Consider the following 24,992-nt stretch of genomic DNA (forward strand, 5'->3'; position numbering starts at 1 on the left):
ATATTTACCAGCAAATCAACGTTATTTAGGAGTTAGAATGAGTTTTTTCAAGAACACACTATTCATATTAATTAGCATTTTCAGTTCCAATTTAGGTTTTGCACAACAAGGAAGTACCATTCAAATCGATGTAATCGCTGATCAAAGCAAGGAAAAGATTGCTGGGGCAAGCCTTCATTTTGCTAATCATGCGGGAAGCACAAACCAAGATGGATCTTATCATGCAGAGGGAGTAAAAGCCGGTCAATACGAAATTGAGGTAAAGGCTGTCGGCTATAAACCCTATAAAGGAACAATCACAAAAAACAGTTTTGAAGACTTGCATTTGGTCCTTTCTCTACAAGAGGAGGTATCGCGGATTGAAGGTGTAACTGTCCTAGGAAATTCGGAGAACAAAAAAATCAAGCAAGCAGCAATCCGCAACATATTTATAGATACCAGAGCGGTCTCTAGTCAAGCCATTTCCTTGAGTGACCTGATGAACCGAAGCACAGGAATTAGGGTACGACAGAATGGAGGCTTAGGTAGTCGACCTGAACTATCTGTGAATGGCTTTCAGGGAAAAGCAATCAAGTATTTTAAAGATGGGATTCCATTGGACTATTTAGGTGATGGTTATAATCTATCTTCCTTACCAATCGAAATGCTGGACCACGTAGAAATCTACAAAGGGGTTTTGCCTGTTTCCCTTGGTTCGGATGCCTTAGGCGGAGCAGTCAACCTAGTTAGCAGAAAAGGTCAAGGAAAGCATGCCAAGGTATATTATGAACTGGGGTCCTTCCAAACCCATAGATTAGGCTTGATGGGGTCTAACCTTTCAAAGGATGAAAAATGGGCTTACGGCGGAGAACTCTTTTATAATTATTCGGCTAATAATTATAAGGCATTGGTGGATGTCGTAAATCCTGAAACCAAAAACAAGGAACCTCAACGCCTCCCTCTCTTCCATAATGCTTACCGACATTATTTGGGTGAAGTCTTTGCCAGTATGCGGAACCGCAGTTGGGCAGATGAACTTAAGTTTAGCCTTACAGGGTTTAATCTCTATAAGGAACAACAGCATCCAGCTTTAATGACCGACGCGTATGGCGCTTTGCATTCCAAGCAAAGAACCTTGGCCCCATCGCTGCGATATAAGGCAAATTTCTGGGACAATAAACTCCGGATCGACCAATTCAATTCCTATAATGTGCTGCAGACCGAAAGAATCGACACTTTAAAAGGCACTTATGATTGGTTCGGGAATTTTAAGCCTGGTACCAATTTTGGAGAAAGTCGCCTACCCTCCCAATCTAAGATCGACGAGAAGCAATGGGTCAATAGAACCAACTTGAGTTATTTAATAACCCCAAAAAGCAAGGTAGAATTAAACTATGTATTCAGTTCGGCAAACCGATCTGGGGAGGATCCTTTTGGGGTGAGGCTGGAAGGTTCAAACATCGATATCCTCACTTTGGCATCAACCTATCAGAAACATGTATTTGGTCTATCCTATGAGCAATCGCTTCTAAATGAAAAATTGACCAATCAGTTAATGGGGAAATACTATATCTACAAAGCAAAAGGATATCAAAACACTTGGTTCTCCGTGGACATTACGGAAAAAGACATACGGAACACTTCTGCTGATTATTGGGGCATTACCGAAGCCATAAAATATCAGTTCTCTGAAAACAATTTTTTAAGGGCCTCAGCAGAGTATACCTATAGACTGCCAGAAAGGGAAGAATTGTTTGGAAACAATATCTTCATTGTCCCTAATTTCGAATTGGACCCAGAACGCAGTTTAAATTTTAACCTAGGCTTGAGCACTCAGCCCCTGAAAGCCTTGACAGTTGAATTGAACAGTTTCTATAGGAACACGAAAGGTTTGATTCTACTGGTTCCTATTCAAGCCCCGAATGCCCAATATCAAAATCAAGAGAATGTACGTGGATATGGAGTAGATCTGGATATTAAATACCAGGTCACTGAGCAATATCAATTGTCGGGAAATGCCACTTGGCAGGATTTGAGACTATTCGGAATTAAAAATGCGCAGGATTCATGGAAAAATGATGCACGATTAAGGAATACCCCCTATTTCTTTGCTAACCTTGGTGCAACTGCTAACTATAAGGATCTCTTTCAAAAAGAGAATAGCCTGCAGCTCTATTTGAACTACAATTTTATGCGCGAGTTCTACCTAGAGACCATCCCAAAGGAAGCTGAACCCGGAGGCTTTTTGGGCCTATCAGGCAGTGCGAACCTGAGTTCCAATTTAATAATCCCCGATCAACACCTATTAAATGCAGGTTTTACCTATAAATTCCATAAAAATCATTTTGCTATTGGAGCAGAGGCTAGAAATATACTCGGCAAGGATATATATGATTATTACCGGGTACAACGCCCTGGCCGAAGCTTCCATTTAAAACTTAGTTATCAAATATAAAAACACAAAAATTAAAGGTTATGAAAATCAATAGATTCAAAGCATCCGTTTTATTTATGTTCAGCATGGGGATTTTTGCTAGTTGCAGCGAAGACTCAACTGGTCCGACGCCTGTTGAACCGGAAGGCAAAGATAAATATGTATTAATTACCATGAGTGAAAACAACTTGCAGAAACCAGGCTTTGCAACAGCATTTGATGCTATACCTTCGGGCAATGTTGTCAATAATGGAAGTAATAGTTATCAGGGTTTGGGATTTGGAGGATGGAGACCACATGGCAACCAGCTCTTGAAAATGTTCAATAGCAAGACCAATGAACTTGGAATCGATCAATTATTGGTTGATGCTAATGGAAAGATCAGTGCTGGTAAATTTATTGCCGCTGATAATAATAGTAATGGTTCAGGAAACTTTGTCATCGTGGATGATAATAAGGGGTACTATTGGGATGGCGCATCACCATTGAAGATTCAGACCTTTAATCCAAGTAATATGACCAGGACCGGTGAATTGGATTTTGCGACTGTTGTCAATGAAAGAGGCCAGAATGTTCCTGAAATCCTTTATAGGTCCATTGGGCAGAAATTTCTAGCAGCAAAAGGCGGAAAACTCTTTGCAAATATCAGTTATGCCAAAACTAATGGTCCACAAAAAGGCTTTTTCGACGATTATTTTCCAGATGTCTATATAGCGGTCATTGATATAGCTTCGGGAAAGTACGAGAAAACCATAAAAATTGAGGATACTGGTTCCATTGCCTACATCAATGATAATAATATGTATGACTTCGACAGCAATGGAGATCTCTATATCGTTACGCAAGGACGCAGCGCCGTTGGAGGCAAATCCAAAATAGTGCGAATCAAGTCGACAGAAACAGACATCGACAAAACTTGGAGCCTTAATATGGATGAGATCCAAGAAGGAGGCAAGTTTGTTTCAGTTTTTGCGAAAGATGCTAAGATCATTACTGTCATTCCAAATACGAAATTGACTGCTGGTCCAACTGGGAACATCAATTTTGAAAACGTTTGGGAATTTTATCAGATCGATATAGCGAGTAAACAAAGGACCAAGATCACTGGAATTCCTGCTGTTACAAATCCAGGTGCTGCCTTTGGCGCGATTGAACTGGACGGAAAAGTTTTATTAAGGGTAAATACCAAGGATGGAAGCCAGAACGGTTATTATGAATTGACTGGCACTTCTGCGAAAGCCTTGTTCAATGTTACTGCTGGTGGTTCAGTATCTGGCCTTTACAAGATTATAGTCGGATAGTAGGTTTTGTAAAAACCGACAATTAACGGCAGAAATAAATAACAAAAAAGGGGTATGCAGGATGATTTGAAAAAAATAAAAATTAAATATGCATATCCCTTTTGCTTTTAATAAGATAAAACTTATTTTTGCATTCCAAAATACAGGCATTCAAACAATCTGTATTTAAATTGATTAATAAATTTTAGTCCCTATAATATGCCCAATATTGGTAAAATAGCGCAGATTATCGGCCCAGTAGTTGACGTCAACTTTGCCGACAATGAAAATCTTCCTAAGATTTATGATGCATTGTACATTGAGAAAGACAATGGACAGCGCATTATATTAGAGGTTCAACAGCACTTAGGTGAGGAACGTGTTCGTACGATTGCAATGGATGCTACCGAAGGTTTAATTCGTGGCATGAAGGTAGTTGATACAGGCGCTCCGATCAAAATGCCGATTGGCGAAGAAATCAAAGGTCGTGTATTCAACGTTGTTGGAGATCCAATTGACGGTATTCAAGCATTAAACAAGGAAAACGGTCGTCCTATTCACAACGTACCTCCTAAGTTTGAAGATCTATCGACTGAAACTGAAGTATTGTTTACAGGAATTAAAGTAATCGATTTATTAGAGCCTTATGCAAAAGGTGGTAAAATCGGTTTGTTCGGTGGTGCTGGTGTTGGTAAAACAGTATTGATTCAGGAATTAATCAACAATATCGCAAAAGGACACGGTGGTCTTTCGGTATTTGCTGGTGTAGGCGAGCGTACTCGTGAAGGAAACGATTTACTTCGTGAGATGTTGGAGTCAGGCATTATCAAATACGGTGATAAATTCATGGAAGAAATGGAAAAAGGACAATGGCCTTTGGACACTGTGGATTTAGAATTGATGAAAGAGTCTAAATGTACTTTCGTATTCGGACAGATGAATGAGCCTCCAGGTGCTCGTGCTCGTGTTGCGTTATCAGGATTGACTATTGCGGAATACTTCCGTGATGGTGATGGCGAAGGACAAGGTCGTGATATCTTATTCTTTATTGATAACATCTTCCGTTTTACCCAAGCAGGTTCTGAGGTATCGGCCTTATTAGGTCGTATGCCATCAGCAGTAGGTTACCAACCTACCCTAGCAACAGAGATGGGTTTAATGCAAGAGCGTATTACATCAACTAAGAACGGATCAATCACATCTGTACAAGCGGTATACGTACCTGCGGATGACTTGACTGACCCTGCTCCGGCAACAACATTTGCCCACTTAGATGCAACTACCGTATTATCTCGTAAGATTTCTGAGTTAGGTATTTACCCAGCGGTGGATCCATTGGATTCTACTTCACGTATCCTTTCTCCAGCAGTTTTAGGTGATGAGCACTACAATACAGCACAACGCGTAAAAGAAATTCTTCAACGTTATAAAGAACTTCAAGATATCATCGCCATCTTAGGTATGGACGAATTATCTGAAGAAGATAAGTTAACAGTACACCGCGCACGTCGTGTACAACGTTTCTTGTCACAACCATTCCACGTAGCAGAGCAGTTTACAGGTTTGAAAGGTTGTCTAGTAGACATCAAAGACACTATCAAAGGATTCAACATGATCATCGATGGTGAAGTAGATGAATACCCAGAAGCATCTTTCAACTTGGTAGGTTCAATCGAAGACGCTATCGAGAAAGGTAAAAAACTATTAGCAGAAGCAGTTTAAAATATTAGTATTTAGTAATTAGTAGTTAGTATTTAGACCTAACTACTAATTACAAAAGTATTAGGTTCATAATCCTGATTTAGGTAGTAGCAAAATAGTACTTAGAAAGTTCTAAATACTCTATACTAACTACTAAATACTTAAAAAAAGAATGAAATTAACAATCATAACTCCAGACAAATTAGCTTACGAAGGTGATGTAACAGCGGTTACAGTTCCGGGATCGGCGGGTTCTTTTCAGATTCTGAAGGATCACGCGGCTATTGTGTCTACGCTAGAAGATGGTAAAGTCATTATTAAAAAGAATAATGATGAAGAAGTCATTATTATTAAAGGTGGTGTAGTGGAAGTAAAGGACAACAATATCATCGTTTTAGCAGAAGGAATTGCGGAAGAATAGATAAACAAAATATTACGATAAAGTAGCCCTTAAAACTTCAAGTTCTAAGGGCTATTTTTTTGCAAGTTTTTTCGGGCTGAGAGCAGTTTTAGGAAGAATTTCGACCGGTTCACTAAAAATTTGAAAAAAATAAAAATATACCAATTTTAATTTTAGTCTACAGGTAACAAAATTTAAAACACAAAACAAGGGATAGTTGTAAAATATAATTTTTAAAATATTACATTTTCAAAATAAAAAACTTTATCAAAAAAAATTTCTAGGCTATTGTAAAGAATTTTAATTCGAGCTAACTTAACAAAACAGAACGAAGGGAATCCTAAACGATAATTTTTCAATCAAGTATTACATCAAATTCGGCAGGTTATTATGCAGTATTACAATCAAGATACACTGATCTATTTAAATGGGGAGTTTGTGAAGGCGAGCAATGCTGGAGTTGATATGTTTGGACAGTCATTACATTATGGCTATGGAGCCTTCGAAGGTCTGCGTGCTTACAGCACTCATAATGGAACGAGGATCTTTAAGGCAGAAGAACATTTCGACCGATTACAGCAATCTTGTAAGGCTATTGGCCTTCCTTATCAATGGGACAACAGAGAGCTGATAGCGAAGTCCTATGAACTATTGGAAGCCAACAATCTTAGGGCAGCTTATATCCGCCCCTTGATCTATTCGGGATCCAATATGCACTTGACCGCATCGGATACGGCCAATATCATGATTGCCGCTTGGGAATGGGGACCCTATTTAGGACAGAACCTATTAAAGGTAAACATCTCGAGGATTGAACGCCCGAATCCAAAGTCCTTCCCTATCAACGCCAAGGTGTCCGGTCAATATATCAATTCGATATTAGCGACCAGTGATGCTATCCAAAAGGGATTTGATGAAGCCTTATTGTTGGATCAGGATGGTTTTGTTGCACAGGCATCGAGTGAAAACCTGTTCATTGAAAAAGACTTCAAGATTTACACCCCGCCATTGGGAAACATCTTCCCCGGCATTACAAGGGAAACCGTGATCGATATCTGTAAGCGTTTGAATTTTGATATCATCGAGAAGAGAATTACGATAAAAGATATATACGAAGCTGATAGTGCCTTTTTAAGTGGTACCGCAGCGGGAATAATAGGCATAAAACAAGTAGACGATGTGGTATTCCCTGAAGAATGGGAAGACAGCATCGGCGCATCTATCCAAAGAAAATATAAAAACTTAGTATTAGAGCAGAATAATTATGAAGTCATCATCTGACAACCAAAAGGGAATCAACAAGTACAGCCGCATCTTTACACAAGATGAAACTCAACCAGCTGCGAAAGCCATGTTATATGGTATCGGTCTGACCGACGCAGATATGGAGAAGGCGCAAGTTGGAATTGCGAGCATGGGCTACGACGGTAACACCTGTAACATGCACCTTAATGACCTAGCTCAGGTCGTCAAAAAGGGTATTTGGAACAGCGATCTGGTCGGCTTGACGTTTGGAACCATTGGGGTCAGTGATGGAATGAGTAATGGAACGGATGGAATGCGCTACTCTTTGGTTTCACGCGATGTGATTGCAGACAGTATCGAAACGATCTGTGGCGGACAGTACTATGATGGCGTTGTGGCTATCCCAGGCTGTGATAAAAACATGCCGGGGGCAATCATGGCGATGGGAAGATTAAACCGTCCTGCTATTATGGTATACGGTGGAACGATCGCTCCTGGTCATTATAAAGGTGAAGAATTAAATATTGTTTCCGCTTTTGAGGCCTTAGGAAAGAAAATCGCAGGTACCATTTCAGATGAGGATTATGATGGGGTTATCCGTCATACTTGTCCAGGTGCTGGTGCTTGTGGTGGAATGTATACAGCAAATACGATGGCTTCGGCTATTGAGGCTATGGGAATGAGCTTACCTTACTCCTCTTCTAATCCTGCAGTTTCTAAAGAGAAGCAACAGGAATGTCTAGAGGTCGGTAAATACATGCGCATCCTATTGGAGAACGACATTAAGCCTTCGGATATCATGACCCGCAAAGCATTCGAGAATGCCATGCGTATCATCGTGATCTTAGGTGGTTCGACGAATGCAGTCCTTCACTTTATTGCAATGGGTAAATCCGTGGATGTAGATGTTACTCCGGATGATTTCCAACGCATGTCGGATGAAACTCCTGTATTAGCAGACTTCAAACCATCAGGAAAATTCTTGATGCAAGATCTACACCAATACGGTGGTATCCCAGCAGTAATGAAATATCTTTTAGATGAAGGATTATTGCATGGCGACTGTTTGACGGTAACTGGTAAAACTGTTGCAGAGAACTTGGCTAATGTAAAATCGATCATCGAATATAATCAACCGATCATACACAAATTAAATGACCCGATCAAAGCAACAGGACACTTACAGATTCTTTACGGAAACTTAGCTGAAGAAGGTTCAGTTGCGAAGATTTCAGGAAAAGAAGGTGAGAAATTCACAGGTCCTGCGCGCGTATTTGATGGCGAGCATGATTTGGTGAAAGGTCTGGAGACGGGAAGAATCAAGAAAGGTGATGTCGTGGTGATCAAAAATGAAGGTCCGAAAGGAGCACCAGGTATGCCTGAGATGTTGAAACCAACCTCATTGATCATTGGAGCAGGCTTAGGAAGCTCGGTGGCATTGATCACAGACGGACGTTTCTCGGGTGGTACACATGGTTTCGTTGTGGGCCATATTACACCAGAGGCTTATGAAGGCGGATTGATCGGATTGGTACAGGACGATGACATCATCGAAATCGACGCAGTCAATAACAGCATCAACCTGCAGGTCTCGGATGAAGAGATTGCAGCCCGCAGAGCAGCTTGGCAACAACCAGCCCTGAAAGTAAGCAAAGGAGTCCTTTACAAATACGCTAAAAGCGTAGCGAACGCATCCCAAGGATGTGTGACGGATTTGTAAAAGAGTAGAAAGTATTAAGTATTTAGTATTTAGACCTATTATTCTGCAAAAAATATTACGTCTCAAATAAAATAAACGCTTAATACTCTCAAATAAATAACCAGAAAAAATTAAAGAAAAGTATTAGACTATAAGTCTAACTACTAAATACTTAATACTAATTACTACAAAATGAGTACACTTGAAAAAACGGAAACAAAGGAGACCACTAGAAAGGCAGCTGGAACGCAGGTAAGCGGTGCCCAGGCTGTGATGGAAGCCTTAATCCACGAGGAAGTGGATACCGTATTCGGGTATCCAGGAGGTGCTATTATGCCGATCTATGATGCATTGTATGATTACTCTGATCAATTGAAGCATATTTTGGTACGTCACGAACAAGGTGGAATTCATGCTGCACAAGGATACGCACGTACATCAGGACGTGTGGGTGTGGCTTTTGCAACAAGCGGTCCTGGGGCGACCAACCTGGTCACTGGTTTGGCAGACGCGATGATCGATAGTAACCCTATCGTCTGTATTACAGGTCAAGTCTTTGCTTCACTCCTAGGAACGGATGCATTTCAAGAAACGGACGTCATCAACATCACCACTCCTGTAACCAAATGGAACTATCAGGTGACTGATGCAAATGAAATCCCAAGTGTATTAGCTAAAGCATTCTATATTGCTAGAACAGGGAGACCTGGTCCAGTATTAATTGATATCACAAAAAATGCTCAGATCCAATTGTTTGATTACCATGGATACGAGTCATGCAAGCATGTACGCAGTTACAGACCTGCTCCAATCGTTCGTAAGGAATATGTGGAAGAGGCAGCAAAGGCTATCAATGCAGCAAAAAAACCATTCATTCTGTTTGGACAAGGCATTATCTTGGGTAAGGCAGAACAAGAGTTCAAGACCTTTATCGAAAAAGCCGGTATTCCATCTGCTGCAACAGTAATGGGGCTGAGCGCTCTGGAAACAGACCACCCATTGCACGTGGGCATGTTGGGGATGCACGGAAATTATGCTCCCAATGTGATGACCAATGAATGTGATGTATTGATTGCTATCGGTATGCGTTTCGACGACCGTGTAACCGGCCGATTGGACAAATACGCAAAGCAAGCGAAGGTTGTTCACTTGGACATTGATCCAGCTGAAATCGACAAGAATGTGAAAGCACATTATCCTGTTTGGGGAGATTGTAAGGAAACCCTTCCGATGTTGACCGAATTGATTGAGAAAGCTGACCACTCGGCTTGGCTGAACCAGTTCAGGGATTTGGAAAAAGAAGAAATCAAGGAAGTAATCCATAATGAACTAAACCCTACATCTGACATCTTGACCATGGGTGAGGTTCTGAAAGTACTGAACGAGATCACCGGTGGAGATGCTGTCATCGTAACTGACGTGGGTCAGCACCAAATGGTAACCTGCCGTTATGCTAAATTCAACAATTCGAAATCCAGCGTTACTTCTGGAGGTTTAGGAACCATGGGATTTGGTCTACCAGCTGCAATCGGCGCTTGGTATGGTGCTCCACATCGTGATGTGGTGGCTATCATCGGCGATGGTGGTATCCAAATGACCATCCAGGAATTAGGTACCATTATGCAATTCGGCGCCAAGGTGAAGATCTTGATCTTGAACAATGAGTTCTTGGGAATGGTTCGCCAATGGCAACAATTATTCCACGACAAGAGGTATTCATTCGTTAATATCACAAGCCCTGATTTCGTAGCAGTTGCTAAAGGATATTATATCGATGGAAATAGAGTTTCGGAGCGTAAGGATTTGAAAGATGCCCTACAAACGATGATGGATCATGATGGCTCTTACTTATTAGAAGTAATGGTAGGGAAAGAGAACAATGTATTCCCAATGGTAGCACAAGGAACAAGTGTGTCAGAAATTAGATTGAAGTAATCATGGAAAAACAAGAATATACCATAACCATATATACAGAAAATTCTATCGGGATGATAGGCCGTATATCTGGGATATTTTCAAGACGTAAAATCAATATCGAGAGCTTAAACACTTCCCCGTCAGAGGTGGAAGGGATACACCGCTTTACGATCTTGATTACAGAATCAGAAGAAGTGGTTCGCAAATTATGCCGTCAGGTAGAAAAACAAGTCGAGGTATTGAAAGCATACTTCAATACTAATGATGAATTGATTTGGCAAGAACAAGCCTTATATAAAGTACCTGCAGAGGCTATTGCAGAGAAAGTATTGGTAGAACGCTTACTACGTCAGTATGGAGCTAATGTAGTTGTGATTCGTAATGACTATATTGTATTCGAAACCGCAGGTCACCGTGAGGAGATCGATAGGCTAACCGAGGAACTGAGCAAATACAGCTTAATTGAATTTGTGCGCGGTGCCCGTATCGCGATCATCAAGGACAGTGCTGGTTTCCATACCAAGCTTAAACAATTTGAGATCAATGAACCTGCTCCAGACATCGTTGAAAACGAGTATTTGGATCAGCGTGATGATGTCTTTACCATGTAATAAAACCTTGCATGCAGGTAGAACAGGTCATTCCGATATTCAGAATATTTGATTATTCCAAGGCAGTCGAGTTTTACATCGACTGGCTTGGTTTTCATATTGACTGGGAACATCGATTTGACGACAATTCTCCGATTTACATGCAGATTTCCAGAGATGGAATGGCGATGCACCTAAGCGAGCATCATGGTGATGCCACACCGGGTTCACAGGTTTTTGTGAACTGCTCTGGATTAAAGGCGTATCATGAGCAATTGATCCAGAAAAACTACAAGTACAACAAACCCGGTTAAGAGGAACCTTCTATAACTGCCATTGCGTTCAGGTCATTGATCCATTTGGCAATAAGATATCTTTCAACGAACCGATTAAATAAGTATAAAACAAATGGAAAAAGTATTCCAATTCATTATCGATGGCCGCAAGGCATTCATCAGATTGATCGATGAATTGTCCTTGGAGCAATTGAACGAAATTCCAACAGGATTCAATAACAACATCATCTGGAATTTTGGACATATCGTAGTGAGCACACAAACATTAAGTTATACCCGCACTGGAATCCGTGAAGGGGTTAACTGGGTAAAGTATGTGGATGCCTATGCAAAGGGCACTAAACCTACCTACTTCGTAAGCCAAGAGGAAGTAAATGATCTTAAGGAAATCGCATTGAGCTCGATCCGTGAGATCGAAGCTGATTACAATGCTGGGGTTTTCAAGACTACCACTCCTTATGAGACGGCAACCTATGGGGCTACGCTAAACAGCATAGAGGATGTATTGATCACTTCGGTAGGTCATGACAACTTGCACTATGGCTATGCAACCGCACAAAAAAGAATAATCAACAACAAATAATAAGAAACCTTAATCGAAAAAAATATTTAATTCAGTATTACAATGGCAAATTATTTCAACACATTACCTCTTAGAGAGCAATTAGATCAATTAGGCGTTGCAGAATTCATGAATTCATCCGAGTTCAATGAAGGAGTAGAAGCTTTAAAAGGTAAAAAAATCGTAATCGTAGGTTGTGGAGCTCAAGGCTTGAACCAAGGTCTAAACTTGAGAGATAGCGGATTGGACGTATCTTATGCATTGCGTAAAGAAGCTATTGAACAAAAAAGAGATTCTTGGAAAAATGCAACTGACAACAATTTCAAAGTTGGAACCTATGAAGAGTTGATTCCTTCGGCTGACCTTGTTATCAACTTGACTCCAGATAAACAACATACATCCGTAATCAATGCTGTAATGCCATTGATGAAAGAAGGTGCTACCCTATCCTACTCACACGGCTTCAACATCGTGGAAGAAGGTATGCAGATCCGTCCAGATATCACGGTAATCATGGTGGCTCCAAAATGTCCAGGATCAGAGGTTCGCGCTGAATACTTAAGAGGATTTGGTGTTCCTACCTTGATCGCTGTTCACCCAGAAAATGACCCACAAGGAAAAGGATGGGCTGAAGCGAAGGCATACTGTGCTGGAACTGGTGGTGACCGCGCTGGGGTATTGAAATCATCTTTCGTTGCAGAAGTAAAATCTGACTTGATGGGTGAGCAAACTATCCTATGTGGTTTGTTGCAAACTGGTTCTATTCTTTCATTTGATAAAATGGTAGAAAAAGGAATCGACGCTGGTTATGCATCAAAGCTTGTTCAATACGGTGTTGAAGTTATTACAGAAGCTTTAAAGCATGGTGGTGTAAGTGGTATGATGGACCGCTTGAGCAACCCTGCGAAAATCAAGGCTTTTGAATTGTCAGAAGAATTGAAGGACATTATGCGTCCATTGTTCCAGAAACACCAAGATGATATCATGTCTGGCGAATTCAGCAAGACCATGATGGAAGACTGGGCTAACGGCGATGCAAACTTGTTGAAATGGAGAGCTGAAACAGGTGAGACTGCTTTCGAAAAAACTCCAGCTGGAGATGTTAAGATTTCAGAACAAGAGTACTTTGACAATTATCTATTGATGGTTGCTTTCGTGAGAGCTGGTGTTGAATTGGCTTTCGAAACGATGGTTGAGGCTGGTATCAAACCAGAATCGGCATACTACGAATCATTGCACGAGACTCCATTGATCGCAAATACCATTGCTCGTAAGAAATTATTCGAGATGAACCGTGTTATTTCCGACACAGCAGAATATGGTTGTTATTTATTTGACCAAGCTTGTAAGCCATTATTGGCAGATTTCATGAAGAAAATCGACACGGATGTGGTTGGTAAAAACTTCAATGAAGGAAAAGATGGTTCAGTTGACAACATCAAATTAGTACAGGTTAACGATATTTTAAGAAATCATGAAGTAGAAATCGTAGGTAGAAAGTTGCGTAAAGCGATGACTGCTATGAAAGCTATTCAAACTGTTTAATTTTTCGTAAATTAGATAGCTAAAACTGGGGTAAAATTACCATATTTTGATTTTACCCCTTTTAAAATTTCAAACCAACAAGAGATAAAGAGAAAAATGGGAAAAACATTAGTAGAAAAAATTTGGGATGCACATGTCGTCAAGCGTCAAGAAGGGTTTCCTGATATCATATATATCGATACCCACCTCATCCATGAAGTGACCTCCCCACAGGCATTTGATGGTTTGCGCAAAAGAGGACTGCCTGTACTCCGTCCGGATCAAACTGTAGCAACGGCTGACCATAATGTCCCAACATTAAACCAGCATTTGCCAATCAAAGAAGAACTTTCTCGCTACCAAGTAGACATGCTGACCAAAAACTGCAAGGAATTTGGTGTTGAATTATATGGATTGGGTCACCCTTTCCAAGGAATTGTGCATGTTATTGGGCCTGAATTAGGCATCACCTTACCTGGAAAGACAATGGTATGTGGAGATAGCCACACTTCTACACATGGTGCATTTGGTACCATTGCATTTGGAATCGGGACTTCCCAAGTTGAGCAAGTATTTGCTACACAATGTTTATTGCTGCAAAAACCAAAAACCATGAAAATCGAGGTCAATGGTGAACTAGGAAAAGGTGTGGGTGCTAAAGATATTATCCTATACATCATTTCCAAGATTTCTGCAGCTGGTGGAACAGGTTATTTTGTTGAATATGCAGGTTCTGCTATTCGCTCATTGAGTATGGAAGGCCGTATGACCATCTGTAACATGAGTATTGAAATGGGTGCTCGTGGTGGATTGATCGCCCCAGACCAAACGACTTTTGATTATATCAATGGTCGCGAATTCGCTCCAAAAGGAGAAGAATGGGAAAAAGCATTGGCTTATTGGAAAACCTTGTATTCCGATGATGATGCAGAGTTTGATAAGGTATTGACTTTTGATGCTGCTGATATCCAACCTATGATTACTTATGGTACCAACCCAGGAATGGGAATCGGGATCACGGAAAACATTCCTACAACGACTTCTCAACCAGAGAATGAACGTCCATCTTACCAAAAGGCTTTAAATTACATGGGATTCCATGATGGTGAACAGGTTATCGGAAAGCCGGTTGATTATGTTTTTATCGGAAGTTGTACCAACTCTCGTATTGAAGATTTGCGTCAGGTAGCTGCCTTCGTTCAAGGCAAGCATAAGGCAGATAATGTGGAAGTATGGATCGTTCCGGGATCAAAACAAGTGGAAGCTCAGGCTAAACTTGAAGGAATTGACAAGATATTTGAAGAAGCAGGCTTTATCCTTCGTGAACCTGGCTGTTCTGCATGTCTAGGGATGAACGAAGACAAGATTCCTGCGGGTAAATACTGTGTTTCTACTTCTAACCGAAATTTTGAAGGTAGACAAGGACCAAATGCGCGCACTATGCTGGTAAGTCCACTTACCGCAGCAGCTGCAGCAGTGACTGGTAAAATTGTAGACGTTAGAGAATTAGTGTAAAGAATTAGAATCATGAAAAAATTTGAAAAATTATCCTCTCGTGTAGTTCCACTACCGATAGAAAATATAGATACAGACCAGATCATTCCAGCTCGTTTCCTGAAGGCGACGACACGTGAAGGATTTGGAAATAACTTATTCCGCGATTGGCGCTTTGATAGTGAAGATCAGCCAAAAGCGGACTTCGTTATGAATGACCCGACTTATAAAGGCAAAGTTTTGGTTGCCGGTAAGAACTTTGGCTGTGGCTCATCTCGTGAGCATGCTGCCTGGGCTATTCAAGATTATGGCTTTGATGTTGTGGTTAGCTCTTTCTTTGCAGACATCTTCAAAGGAAATGCTTTGAACAATGGGGTATTACCTATCACAGTCCCTGAGGATTTCTTAGAAAAAATCTTTGAGAAGGTTTTTGCAAATCCAGATACGGAACTGGTAGTTGACCTAGAAGCTCAAACCATCAGCATAGCTGGTACGGATGACAAATTCACTTTTGAAATCAATCCTTACAAAAAATCATGTTTGATCAATGGCTATGATGATATTGACTATATCCTGAGCCAAAAAGCTGAAATCGAAGCTTTCGAACAAAACAGATAATGGCAGCTTTCGTCCAAATATCAAATTTATCGGTTTCATACGGTCTTACCACCGTTTTGAACAATTTGTCTTGGACCATTGCCCCAGATGAAAACTATGTATTGGCCGGAAAGAGTGGATCAGGCAAAACAACATTGGCTAAAGCTATTGCAGGTTTGATAACTGCAGCTGGCGAGGTGAAAGTTGAATTTGATTCTAGTTGTCCACTCCTTCAGAAGGCGATCTATGTTTCCAATTGGTACCAGTTCACCAATTTAGAAGGCGATAGAAACTTCTATTACCAACAACGCTACAATCGCCATCAAGGGAATGATACCCTGACAGTCAAAGCTGAATTGCTTCATTTTGCTAAGAAAGAAAACCTTCAATTGGAGGATATTCATGAGAAAATTGTAGCCATGGGTTTTGAACATACCATGGATTCTCAATTGATCGAGCTTTCGAGCGGTGAGCACAAGAAATTGCAATTGATCAAATCTCTTTGGTTGAAACCGCAGCTTTTGATCATTGATGAACCTTATACCGGTTTGGATAAGCAATCCAGAGTGGAATTGAACAGCTGGTTAGATGAACTTGTTGCAGAAGGCGTTCAGTTGGTTATCATCTCAAATGATAGACAGTTACCGAACTCAATCAACCGATATGCACATATAGTGGATGGTCAGATCGAAACGGTTCAATCATTTGATGAGATCATCCAAGATGAGAAGCGAGTTAAAAAGGAATTACCTTCCTTTTTGCACAAAATACCTGAAACAAACTACAATACTGTAGCCGATCTGAAGGATATCATCATCAGATATGGTGAGAAGGTTGTACTGAACAAGGTGTCTTGGAAGGTAGATGTTGGCGAGAAATGGCTATTGCAGGGACCGAATGGTTCTGGGAAATCCACTTTATTGAGTTTGATCAATGGTGATCATCCGCAGTCTTATGGACTGGAGATCGAATTGTTCGGGAATAAACGCGGATCCGGCGAGAGTATTTGGGATATCAAACAGAAGATTGGGATGATATCTCCAGAGATGCATTGGTATTTTGATCAGAATGCTACAGTTTGGCATACGCTGGCTTCAGGATTTTACGACAGTATTGGTTGGTTTATTGATGTAAAATTCCAAGAAAAGAAGCAGATAGAAGAACTGATGGCTTTCTTTGATTTAACCGAGCATAAGGATAAGCTGCTGCATACCCTTCCGTTAGGCAAACAGCGCATGGCTATGTTAGCCAGGAGCATCATCAAAAACCCACCCTTATTGGTATTGGATGAACCTTGCCAAGGTCTGGATTCGCAGCAAGCAAAATATTTTAATGATGTAGTGGATGAACTTTGCCAGCACGGCAAAACATTGATCTATGTCGGACATTATGAAAGTCAGCTTCCGAGCTGTATTGAAAAAAGAATTGTATTAGAAAAAGGTGAAGTCATAGCCTTAGAAAATAAAGTTGAAAACGTTTTATAACACATGAAGAAAAACATTCTTATTATTCCCGGAGATGGAATTGGACAAGAGGTTACTACCTGGGGAAAAGAAGTTCTAAATAAAATTGCCGAAAAATATAATCACGAATTTATTTTCGACGAGGCAATCATGGGCCACACTGCTATTGAAGCTACAGGAAATCCATTACCAGATGAGACCTTAGAAAAAGCAAAAGCATCAGACGCTATCCTTTTCGGTGCGATCGGCCATGCTAAATATGACAATGACCCTTCTGCCAAGGTACGTCCTGAGCAAGGCTTATTGAAGATCCGTAAGGAATTAGGCTTATATGCCAACCTACGCCCTATCCTATTGTTTGATGAGTTGTTGGATGCTTCAAGCTTGAAACCTGAAGTCCTTCGTGGAACTGATATCCTTTTCTTCCGTGAACTGACTGGTGATGTTTACTTCGGTGAGAAGAAACGTAATGAGGATAACACCTTCGCTTCCGATCTGATGAACTACAACCGTTATGAGGTTGATCGTATTGCTCGCAAGGCATTCGATGCGGCTAGAACCAGAAGCAAAAAGCTTTGTTCAGTGGATAAAGCCAATGTGTTGGAAACATCAAGATTGTGGAGAGAGGTTGTCCAAGAAATCGCCAAGGAATACCCAGATGTTGAAACTGAACACATGTTCATCGACAATGCCGCGATGCAATTGGTTAAGAATCCTAAGAAATTTGATGTGGTATTGACGGCAAACCTTTTTGGTGACATCTTAACTGATGAAGCATCACAGATTGCTGGATCAATGGGGATGTTGGCTTCTGCTTCTGTGGGCGATGGAACTGGTTTCTTTGAGCCTATCCACGGATCTGCACATGACATTGCAGGACAGAACAAAGCTAATCCTTTAGCTTCTATCCTTTCGGCGGCATTGATGTTGGACATCGCATTTGGATTACAAGATGAAGCAAAAGAAGTGACCAATGCAGTTGCTGAGACATTGAAGGCAGGTTGGAGAACAGGAGACATCGCCAATGCGGATACTCCAGCTGACAAGATTTTAGGCACCCAAGAAATGGGCGCTAAAGTTTTAGAGTTTTTGAAATAGAATTAATCAAGGTATAAACATAAATTGAGACAATATGTTACACGATCCTAATCACTTATACATTTTCGATACGACATTACGTGACGGTGAGCAAGTGCCGGGTTGCCAATTGACAACTCCTGAAAAAATCGAAATTGCCAAAGATTTGGAACGCTTAGGGGTAGATATTATCGAAGCAGGATTCCCTGTTTCAAGTCCCGGAGATTTCCAATCGGTAGTCGAACTATCTAAGGCTGTTAATGATGTGATCATCTGTGCACTGACCCGTGCTAACATGAACGATATCGATGTGGCTGCTGATGCATTGAAATATGCAAAAAGACCCCGTATCCATACTGGAATCGGCTCTTCAGACATGCACATCAAATATAAATTCAATAGTACCCGCGAAGAAATCCTAGAACGTGCTGTAGCAGCAGTAAAACATGCCAAATCTTATGTAGAAGATGTGGAGTTCTATGCTGAAGATGCTGGCCGTGCCGATTTAGAGTTCCTGGCAAAAATGATCGAATCCGTTATTGCCGCTGGTGCTACGGTAGTCAATATCCCCGATACCAATGGCTATTGCTTACCAGATCAATATGGCTCCAAAATAAAATACCTGAAAGAAAATGTAAAAAACATTGATCAGGCTATTATCTCTGCGCATTGCCACAACGACTTAGGATTGGCTACTGCTAACTCCATCGCTGCTATCCAAAATGGTGCCCGCCAAGTGGAATGTACCATCAACGGAATCGGTGAACGTGCAGGAAACACTTCTCTTGAAGAAGTTGCCATGATCTTGAAAGTACACAACCAGGCTTTTGGAGGATTATCTTCCAATATCGATAGCAGAATGTTCACTTATCTTTCTAGAAAAGTAAGCGAAATGATGAATATGCCAGTTCAACCTAACAAAGCTATTGTTGGCCGTAATGCTTTCGCACATAGTTCCGGAATCCACCAAGATGGATTCTTAAAACACCGCGAGAATTACGAGATCATCCGTCCTGAGGACGTAGGCTTGGAAGAAGCGGACATTATCTTAACTGCTCGCTCTGGCCGCCATGCCTTGAAACACCACCTTGAACGCCTAGGTTATAACCTAGATAAAGATAAATTAGCAGATTGCTACCAAAGATTCTTGATCTTGGCAGATGCTAAAAAAGAGATCTGCGATGAGGATTTACTGATCTTGGTAAAAGAAAATTAATACAAAGGCTGGGTGACCAGCCTTTTAAATCACCTAAACAAACGAACGGATTAGAATGAGTTTGGACCTATCAACATTGACCATAGACTCTGTTGCTGCAAAAGTACAGATCAAGGATGTGGTTACCCGTACTCCATTGCAGTACAACCATCATCTTTCTGAAAAATACGGAGCAGAGGTCTATCTTAAAAGGGAGGATCTTCAAGTAGTAAGATCTTATAAATTACGTGGCGCTTTCAACAAAATCTGCAGTCTTTCCCAAGAAGAAAGAGAGCGAGGAGTTGTTTGTGCCAGCGCAGGAAACCATGCCCAAGGCGTTGCATTATCCTGCAAAAAATTAGATATCAAAGGCGTAATCTTTATGCCCGGCCCTACCCCTAGACAAAAAATTACCCAAACTGAAATGTGGGGAAATGGCAATATCGAAATCGTACTGATTGGCGACACATTCGACGACTGCCAAAAAGCCGCTTTGGAATTCACAAAGGAACATAACATGACCTTTATCCCTCCTTTTGATGACCTCAAAGTCATTGAAGGGCAAGGTACAGTAGCTGTTGAAATCCTAGAGGACCTACCTGATGTAGATGCTATTTTCATCCCAATTGGTGGCGGAGGCTTGTCATCCGGAGTAAGCTACCATATCAGCAAATTTGCTCCCGGAGTAAAATGCTACGGTGTTGAACCAGAAGGGGCTCCATCTATGCAGGCGGCAATCCAGAATGGCAGCCCAATTGAACTGGAGCAAATCAATAAATTTGTTGATGGTGCTGCCGTTAAGAAAGTGGGTGCTCTGACCTTCGATATCAGTTCCCAACTGTTGGACGGCGTAAAATCGATTCCTGAGGGCAAGATCTGTACTACCATCCTTGAATTATATAATAAGGATGCCATTGTAGTAGAACCTGCAGGGGCACTTTCCATTGCTGCATTGGATTTTCACAAAGATGAAATCAAAGGCAAGAAAGTTGTCTGTATTATTTCTGGAGGAAACAACGATATCGATCGAATGAGCGAGATCAAGGAACTATCTTTATTATATGAAGGATTTAAACATTACTTCATCGTTCGCTTCCCCCAAAGACCTGGTGCATTGAAATTATTGGTTACCGAAGTACTTGGTCCTAAAGACGATATCACCCGTTTTGAATACATCAAAAAAACAGAACGAGAAAGAGGTCCTGCCTTAATTGGTATTGAATTAAATGATCCAAATGATTATATTACATTTATAGAACGCTTAAAGTCTTATAAATTTGACTTTATCGAACTAAACAAAGACCAGACATTATTTGAGTATCTGGTATAAAAACGCAACTAACCCTCCAAAATAAAGTAGATGCAACGGCCATTATTTCTTATGGTCGTTGCTTTTTTATTTTACAGATATTATCAAATTTTTGACTCTTTTGTTACAAAACAACTAAAAAAGTTTAGGTGGGATAGGATGCGGATTCTCTAATTTATTGACCATCAACAAAAGAACATCCCAAAAGAAGAACACCTACCTGCATTAGCTTTATTTTACCCGATTACCAATACAAATAGATGTTCTAGAAAATTTTAACCTATCATAACTTTATCTAACTAACAAACCTAAATTCTAGGATAGATTATGAATCAATATTAGGGATATTTACTGTTAAGAAGTGTAAATAAATCCTAATGTTCTCTTAAATTTTCATTAACCGATTGACTTTCAGTGAAATTATACAACAATTATCGCTAATTTCAGTTTATTATATAGTCATTAACCAAAATCATACTTACGATGAGAGCATCAACAATCTTATTAATCTTGACCCTGCTATGCGGTTTTTCCCTGGCTCAAGCTCAAGAAAAAAAACCTAAGGCTAGTCCTGCAGACAGCACTATGGTCACTACAGACGACGGAGTAACAATTTCAATCAAGTACAGCAGCCCTTCTCTAAAAGGGCGTAAGCTCGGTGTAGACCTTGCAAAAGTTGGAGAGGTATGGAGAACTGGAGCCAATGAAGCTACTACCGTAGAATTCGACAAAAACGTATTGGTAAACGGCCAAAAACTTCCTGCTGGAAAATACAGCTTGTATTCCATTCCTGGTGAATCCCAAACAACCGTGATCTTTAATAAAACATGGAAACAATGGGGAACCGATTACAACGAGAAGGACGATGCCCTTCGCGTGCAAGTCGACAATGAGGAAAACGGAGAAAATCTGGAACGCCTCAAAATCACCGCTGACAAAGATGGAACAATCAAAGTGAAATGGGGCGATTACGGCCTGCCAATTTCGGTTAAAGCGGATAAATAAAATAAAACGGTCCTTTTTTGTAAAAAGGACCGTTTTATTTTATTTAAACATAAGACAGTGGACAAAAAAGAAAGCTAAAAAATGCTAACAGCCCTACCCATGTCTTATGTCTTATGTCTACTTCCTATTCTTCACATATTTCTCCAAGAACTGATCTTGCTCCCATAATAAGTGGAAGATATTTTCTTTTGCCGCATAGCCATGAGACTCTCTTGGCAACAATACCATTCTAACTGGGGCGCCCAAGTTTTTCAGGGCTTGGAAATAACGCTCAGTTTGTAGGGTAAATGTACCAGGGTTATTATCTGCAGCTCCATGCACCAACAACATCGGCGTCTTCATCTTGTCTGCGCTAAAGAAAGGCGACATGGTGATATATAGGTTTGGATCATCCCAAAGGTTCCTTTGCTCGCTCTGGAAACCAAATGGAGTCAAGGTACGGTTATAAGCACCGGAACGCGCAATACCTGCTGCAAACAGCTTAGAATTGCTCAACAAGTGTGCAGTCATAAAGGCTCCATAAGAGTGACCTCCAACAGCCACTTTATTTCTGTCCACATAGCCCAGTTTATCTACGGCGTCAATGGCAGCCTCGGCATTGCCAACCAATTGTTCGATAAAATTATCATTAGGTTCTTGGGTTCCTTCACCAACGATCGGGAAAGCTGCATTATCCAATACTGCATACCCTTTAGCTACCCAATAAATAAAGGAGCCATAGCTCGGGAAAGTAAATTCCTTAGGATTATTAGTGCTCTGCCCTGCAGTGCTCTTATCCTTATATTCACGAGGATAGGCCCAGATCAACAAAGGCAATTTCTCTTTCTTGTCATAACCCGCTGGTAAGTACAAGGTACCTGATAGGTCAACCCCATCCTTACGCTTGTAGTTCAACACCTCCTTATGCACATTCGCCAGGGACTGGAATGGATTAGCAATCTCGGTAACTGCTTTCTCCTTACCAGATTTGATATTCTTGGAATAGTAATTAGGGAAATCTGTAGGAGATTGTAAAGAAACCAAGATTTCTCCCTTATCCATATCGATTACCGAATAGATACGTTCTTGCATCTTCGACTCTTTGGCCGTATAGATACGTTTCTTCTTTTGGGTTTTGAAATCATATTCATCGATAAATGGATATTCACCTTCTTTGGTATATCCATCTCCTATCCAATAAGACTTACCGTTCTTGATATACATGCTGTAGGCACCATAGTCATTCTTATCCCGATAGGGAGTTCCTGGATCCGAATAGATATCCTGCACGTTAAGGTCATAGATCACCTGATTTTTTCCAGTACTTGGATTCAGTAAATAGGTCTTTCCATTTCTGGTATCATACCATTGGCTATAAACTATGGCATAATCATCATTTCCCCAGATCGTACCAGCATAACGGTCTTTGATCTTGATCAATGATTTTGGTTCCGCGTTGAATGGCGCATCCCAAACAAATAGTTCATCCCTAAATTCGGCTTCCTTGTTGGCATCTCCCCCATCTAATGCCTGTACAAAGGCAAGAGTCGCTGGCTTATCCGTTCTCCAAGATAAAGAACGCTTTCCAGGGCGCGTAGAAGAGAATCCTTTCGGCATAATTTCCATCAATGGCGTCTCATTCACCTTCTTCACCAAATTTCCTTTCAGATCATAAACGTTGGTTTCCATTGGGAAGCTGCCATAAGAAACAACATAGGAGAAAGGTTTTTTCAAGCTAGTCACCAATACATATTGTCCATCAGGAGAAACTGATGAACCCATGTGCAGGTCAGCATTTTTAAAAGGCTCTTCCTTGCCGTCCAAACCTAACCAAACCAATTTAGACTTCACCAAGTTCTCAAATTGCTGCTCATCCTGAGGGTTTTTCAACAGATCCTGGTAAGTACGCAATTGCGAAACCTGTCCTGTAGAACTCGACACCACCGGTCCGGTTGGCAACTCATCTGGATTCCTAACCTTATCCTTTACAGAACCATCGATCAGACTTAACAATAACCGATCTGAGGATTTATACCAAATATAAGGCTGGTGCATTACGGCATTTAAGTTATACTCGGTTAGCTTTTTCAGTTCCCTCTTTTCGATGTCATAGACAAAAAGAGCGACCCCATTTTCCTGTGTGTTGGTAAAGGCCAACTTCTTGGAATCTGGTGAAAAGGACACATTCGATACCTTTGCCATCTCTGGCAATGCAATTTCAATTACTTCCTTCGATCCAGCCGGACTTAAGCTCAAGGCATCAAAGTAAGTCTCAGTACTCGAAATATGAGCTTTTGCATTGATTCGCAAACCTGCCAATTTAGTTTCTTCCACGCCTAGTTCGGATAGCGTTTTGTAAGTCGGGCGGTACATGGATAGCACCCAGTTCTTGTCGCTGCTCATCTGGATGGATGGCGGGCGCTTGAAATCTGCCAACTGAAGGATTTCCGTGGATGGTTTTTGGAAGGTTACATTCTCTTGAGCAGACACACTCGAAAACAGCAAGAGAAATGGCACTAAAAATTTACATTTCATAATTATGGCTTCATAAACATTTAATAAATTCTTGAATAGTTACCCTTGGTTTGGGTCTCACTTCTTAACAATTGTTAATAAAGTAGCACATTAGATTTACACAAATCTAACAATATATTGTTTTATTATTTACTTTTAAAAATATATAACGATTTTGGTTAATATTCCCAAAAAACCCAAGGTAATTTGACAATAAAAAGAGGAACGATTTCAGGCCAAAAATTATCTTCTATAAGTTATCAACATAGTTATAAAGCTGTAAAACAAGCCTTTAACAAATAGTAAATGTTACCAAGCATGTTTTAACCTGATTTTGGAAATCAATGTGGAAAAGTATCGTTACCGCCCCGAGGAAAAATAAGAGATATTTGTTCTACTTAAGAAAATGACCTTCTTAAGTCACAACGTTTTTTTTATTTATCAAAGGACCAAAGCTTAATCAGCTAAAATTCTTTTAAACTTAATATATCATGGCAAGAATCATTAAATTCGAAAAAAATGACTGTGCACCATGCGCACAAGTATCGGCATACCTAGACAGTAAGGGTATTGCCTACGAAACCATTAACCCTTTCGACGAACCTGAATTAGCCGTTAAGTTTAAAGTTCGTACCGTACCGACTGTGATCGTACTGGAGAACGATGAAATCAAAAACCGAATCATTGGATTCAATCCATCTGAATTAGATCAAATCGCATTGTAATAATCAT

19 protein-coding genes and 1 pseudogene are annotated in these 24,992 nt (G+C 40.6%); 19 read left to right on the plus strand and 1 reads right to left on the minus strand.

Annotated features, from left to right (window positions below):
• The first annotated feature begins 37 nt into the window (after positions 1 to 37).
• The 18 genes and pseudogenes from CKW03_RS16025 (at position 38) to CKW03_RS16110 (ending at position 21,767) form a co-directional block, all read left to right on the plus strand.
• Positions 38 to 2,434: a TonB-dependent receptor gene (locus tag CKW03_RS16025; RefSeq protein WP_093100253.1), complete on the plus strand. Its 2,397-nt coding sequence runs from the start codon at positions 38 to 40 to the stop codon at positions 2,432 to 2,434.
• 20 nt (positions 2,435 to 2,454) lie between these two features.
• A complete protein-coding gene (locus tag CKW03_RS16030; protein ID WP_093100255.1) occupies positions 2,455 to 3,714 on the plus strand; it encodes a DUF4374 domain-containing protein in 1,260 nt (419 codons plus the stop codon).
• A gap of 198 nt (positions 3,715 to 3,912) precedes the next feature.
• The gene (gene atpD, locus CKW03_RS16035) at positions 3,913 to 5,415 is read left to right on the plus strand and encodes a F0F1 ATP synthase subunit beta (protein WP_093100256.1); all 1,503 of its coding nucleotides are present in this window, start codon (positions 3,913 to 3,915) and stop codon (positions 5,413 to 5,415) included.
• Between the two features lie 151 nt (positions 5,416 to 5,566).
• Positions 5,567 to 5,815 (plus strand): ATP synthase F1 subunit epsilon, encoded by a 249-nt coding sequence (gene atpC, locus CKW03_RS16040; protein ID WP_093100258.1) that lies wholly within the window; start codon positions 5,567 to 5,569, stop codon positions 5,813 to 5,815.
• A 369-nt stretch (positions 5,816 to 6,184) separates the two neighbouring features.
• Positions 6,185 to 7,075, plus strand: coding sequence for a branched-chain amino acid transaminase (locus CKW03_RS16045; protein ID WP_093100259.1), 891 nt, complete (start codon positions 6,185 to 6,187; stop codon positions 7,073 to 7,075).
• Complete coding sequence (ilvD, locus tag CKW03_RS16050; RefSeq protein WP_093100261.1) at positions 7,059 to 8,759, plus strand: dihydroxy-acid dehydratase; 1,701 nt, start codon at positions 7,059 to 7,061, stop codon at positions 8,757 to 8,759. The genes CKW03_RS16045 and ilvD overlap by 17 nt, the downstream gene beginning before the upstream one ends.
• Before the next feature lie 171 nt (positions 8,760 to 8,930).
• The gene (ilvB, locus tag CKW03_RS16055; RefSeq protein ID WP_093100262.1) at positions 8,931 to 10,673 is read left to right on the plus strand and encodes a biosynthetic-type acetolactate synthase large subunit; all 1,743 of its coding nucleotides are present in this window, start codon (positions 8,931 to 8,933) and stop codon (positions 10,671 to 10,673) included.
• 2 nt (positions 10,674 to 10,675) lie between these two features.
• The gene (gene ilvN / locus CKW03_RS16060) at positions 10,676 to 11,266 is read left to right on the plus strand and encodes an acetolactate synthase small subunit (protein WP_093100264.1); all 591 of its coding nucleotides are present in this window, start codon (positions 10,676 to 10,678) and stop codon (positions 11,264 to 11,266) included.
• Between the two features lie 11 nt (positions 11,267 to 11,277).
• Positions 11,278 to 11,642 (plus strand): annotated as a pseudogene (locus tag CKW03_RS16065) (glyoxalase superfamily protein).
• An 11-nt stretch (positions 11,643 to 11,653) separates the two neighbouring features.
• Entirely contained in the window at positions 11,654 to 12,124 is a 471-nt protein-coding gene (locus tag CKW03_RS16070) for a DinB family protein (protein ID WP_093100266.1), read from the plus strand.
• Positions 12,125 to 12,166: 42 nt separating this feature from the next.
• Positions 12,167 to 13,648, plus strand: coding sequence for a ketol-acid reductoisomerase (gene ilvC / locus CKW03_RS16075; RefSeq protein WP_093100267.1), 1,482 nt, complete (start codon positions 12,167 to 12,169; stop codon positions 13,646 to 13,648).
• A gap of 96 nt (positions 13,649 to 13,744) precedes the next feature.
• Positions 13,745 to 15,142, plus strand: a complete 1,398-nt coding sequence (gene leuC, locus CKW03_RS16080; protein ID WP_093100269.1) for a 3-isopropylmalate dehydratase large subunit — start codon at positions 13,745 to 13,747, stop codon at positions 15,140 to 15,142.
• Positions 15,143 to 15,154: 12 nt separating this feature from the next.
• Positions 15,155 to 15,739, plus strand: a complete 585-nt coding sequence (gene leuD, locus CKW03_RS16085) for a 3-isopropylmalate dehydratase small subunit (RefSeq protein ID WP_093100270.1) — start codon at positions 15,155 to 15,157, stop codon at positions 15,737 to 15,739.
• On the plus strand, positions 15,739 to 17,202 hold the full coding sequence (locus tag CKW03_RS16090) for an ATP-binding cassette domain-containing protein (protein WP_093100272.1): 1,464 nt from the start codon (positions 15,739 to 15,741) through the stop codon (positions 17,200 to 17,202). Before leuD ends, CKW03_RS16090 begins: the two co-directional genes overlap by 1 nt.
• 3 nt (positions 17,203 to 17,205) lie before the next feature.
• Entirely contained in the window at positions 17,206 to 18,279 is a 1,074-nt protein-coding gene (gene leuB / locus CKW03_RS16095; protein ID WP_093100274.1) for a 3-isopropylmalate dehydrogenase, read from the plus strand.
• Positions 18,280 to 18,313: 34 nt separating this feature from the next.
• On the plus strand, positions 18,314 to 19,474 hold the full coding sequence (locus CKW03_RS16100; RefSeq protein WP_093100276.1) for a 2-isopropylmalate synthase: 1,161 nt from the start codon (positions 18,314 to 18,316) through the stop codon (positions 19,472 to 19,474).
• A gap of 55 nt (positions 19,475 to 19,529) precedes the next feature.
• Entirely contained in the window at positions 19,530 to 20,783 is a 1,254-nt protein-coding gene (gene ilvA, locus CKW03_RS16105) for a threonine ammonia-lyase IlvA (protein ID WP_093100278.1), read from the plus strand.
• Between the two features lie 462 nt (positions 20,784 to 21,245).
• On the plus strand, positions 21,246 to 21,767 hold the full coding sequence (locus CKW03_RS16110) for a DUF2911 domain-containing protein (protein ID WP_093100280.1): 522 nt from the start codon (positions 21,246 to 21,248) through the stop codon (positions 21,765 to 21,767).
• 117 nt (positions 21,768 to 21,884) lie between these two features.
• Here the strand turns inward: CKW03_RS16110 and CKW03_RS16115 are convergent, their stop codons facing one another.
• On the minus strand, positions 21,885 to 24,281 hold the full coding sequence (locus tag CKW03_RS16115; protein ID WP_093100282.1) for an alpha/beta hydrolase family protein: 2,397 nt from the start codon (positions 24,279 to 24,281) through the stop codon (positions 21,885 to 21,887).
• A gap of 470 nt (positions 24,282 to 24,751) precedes the next feature.
• Here CKW03_RS16115 and CKW03_RS16120 point away from each other — a divergent pair, with 470 nt between their 5' ends.
• Positions 24,752 to 24,985, plus strand: a complete 234-nt coding sequence (locus CKW03_RS16120) for a glutaredoxin family protein (RefSeq protein ID WP_093100284.1) — start codon at positions 24,752 to 24,754, stop codon at positions 24,983 to 24,985.
• The last annotated feature ends 7 nt before the right edge of the window (positions 24,986 to 24,992 follow it).

The organism is Sphingobacterium mizutaii, from assembly GCF_900187125.1.
GTDB classification, from domain to species: domain Bacteria; phylum Bacteroidota; class Bacteroidia; order Sphingobacteriales; family Sphingobacteriaceae; genus Sphingobacterium; species Sphingobacterium mizutaii.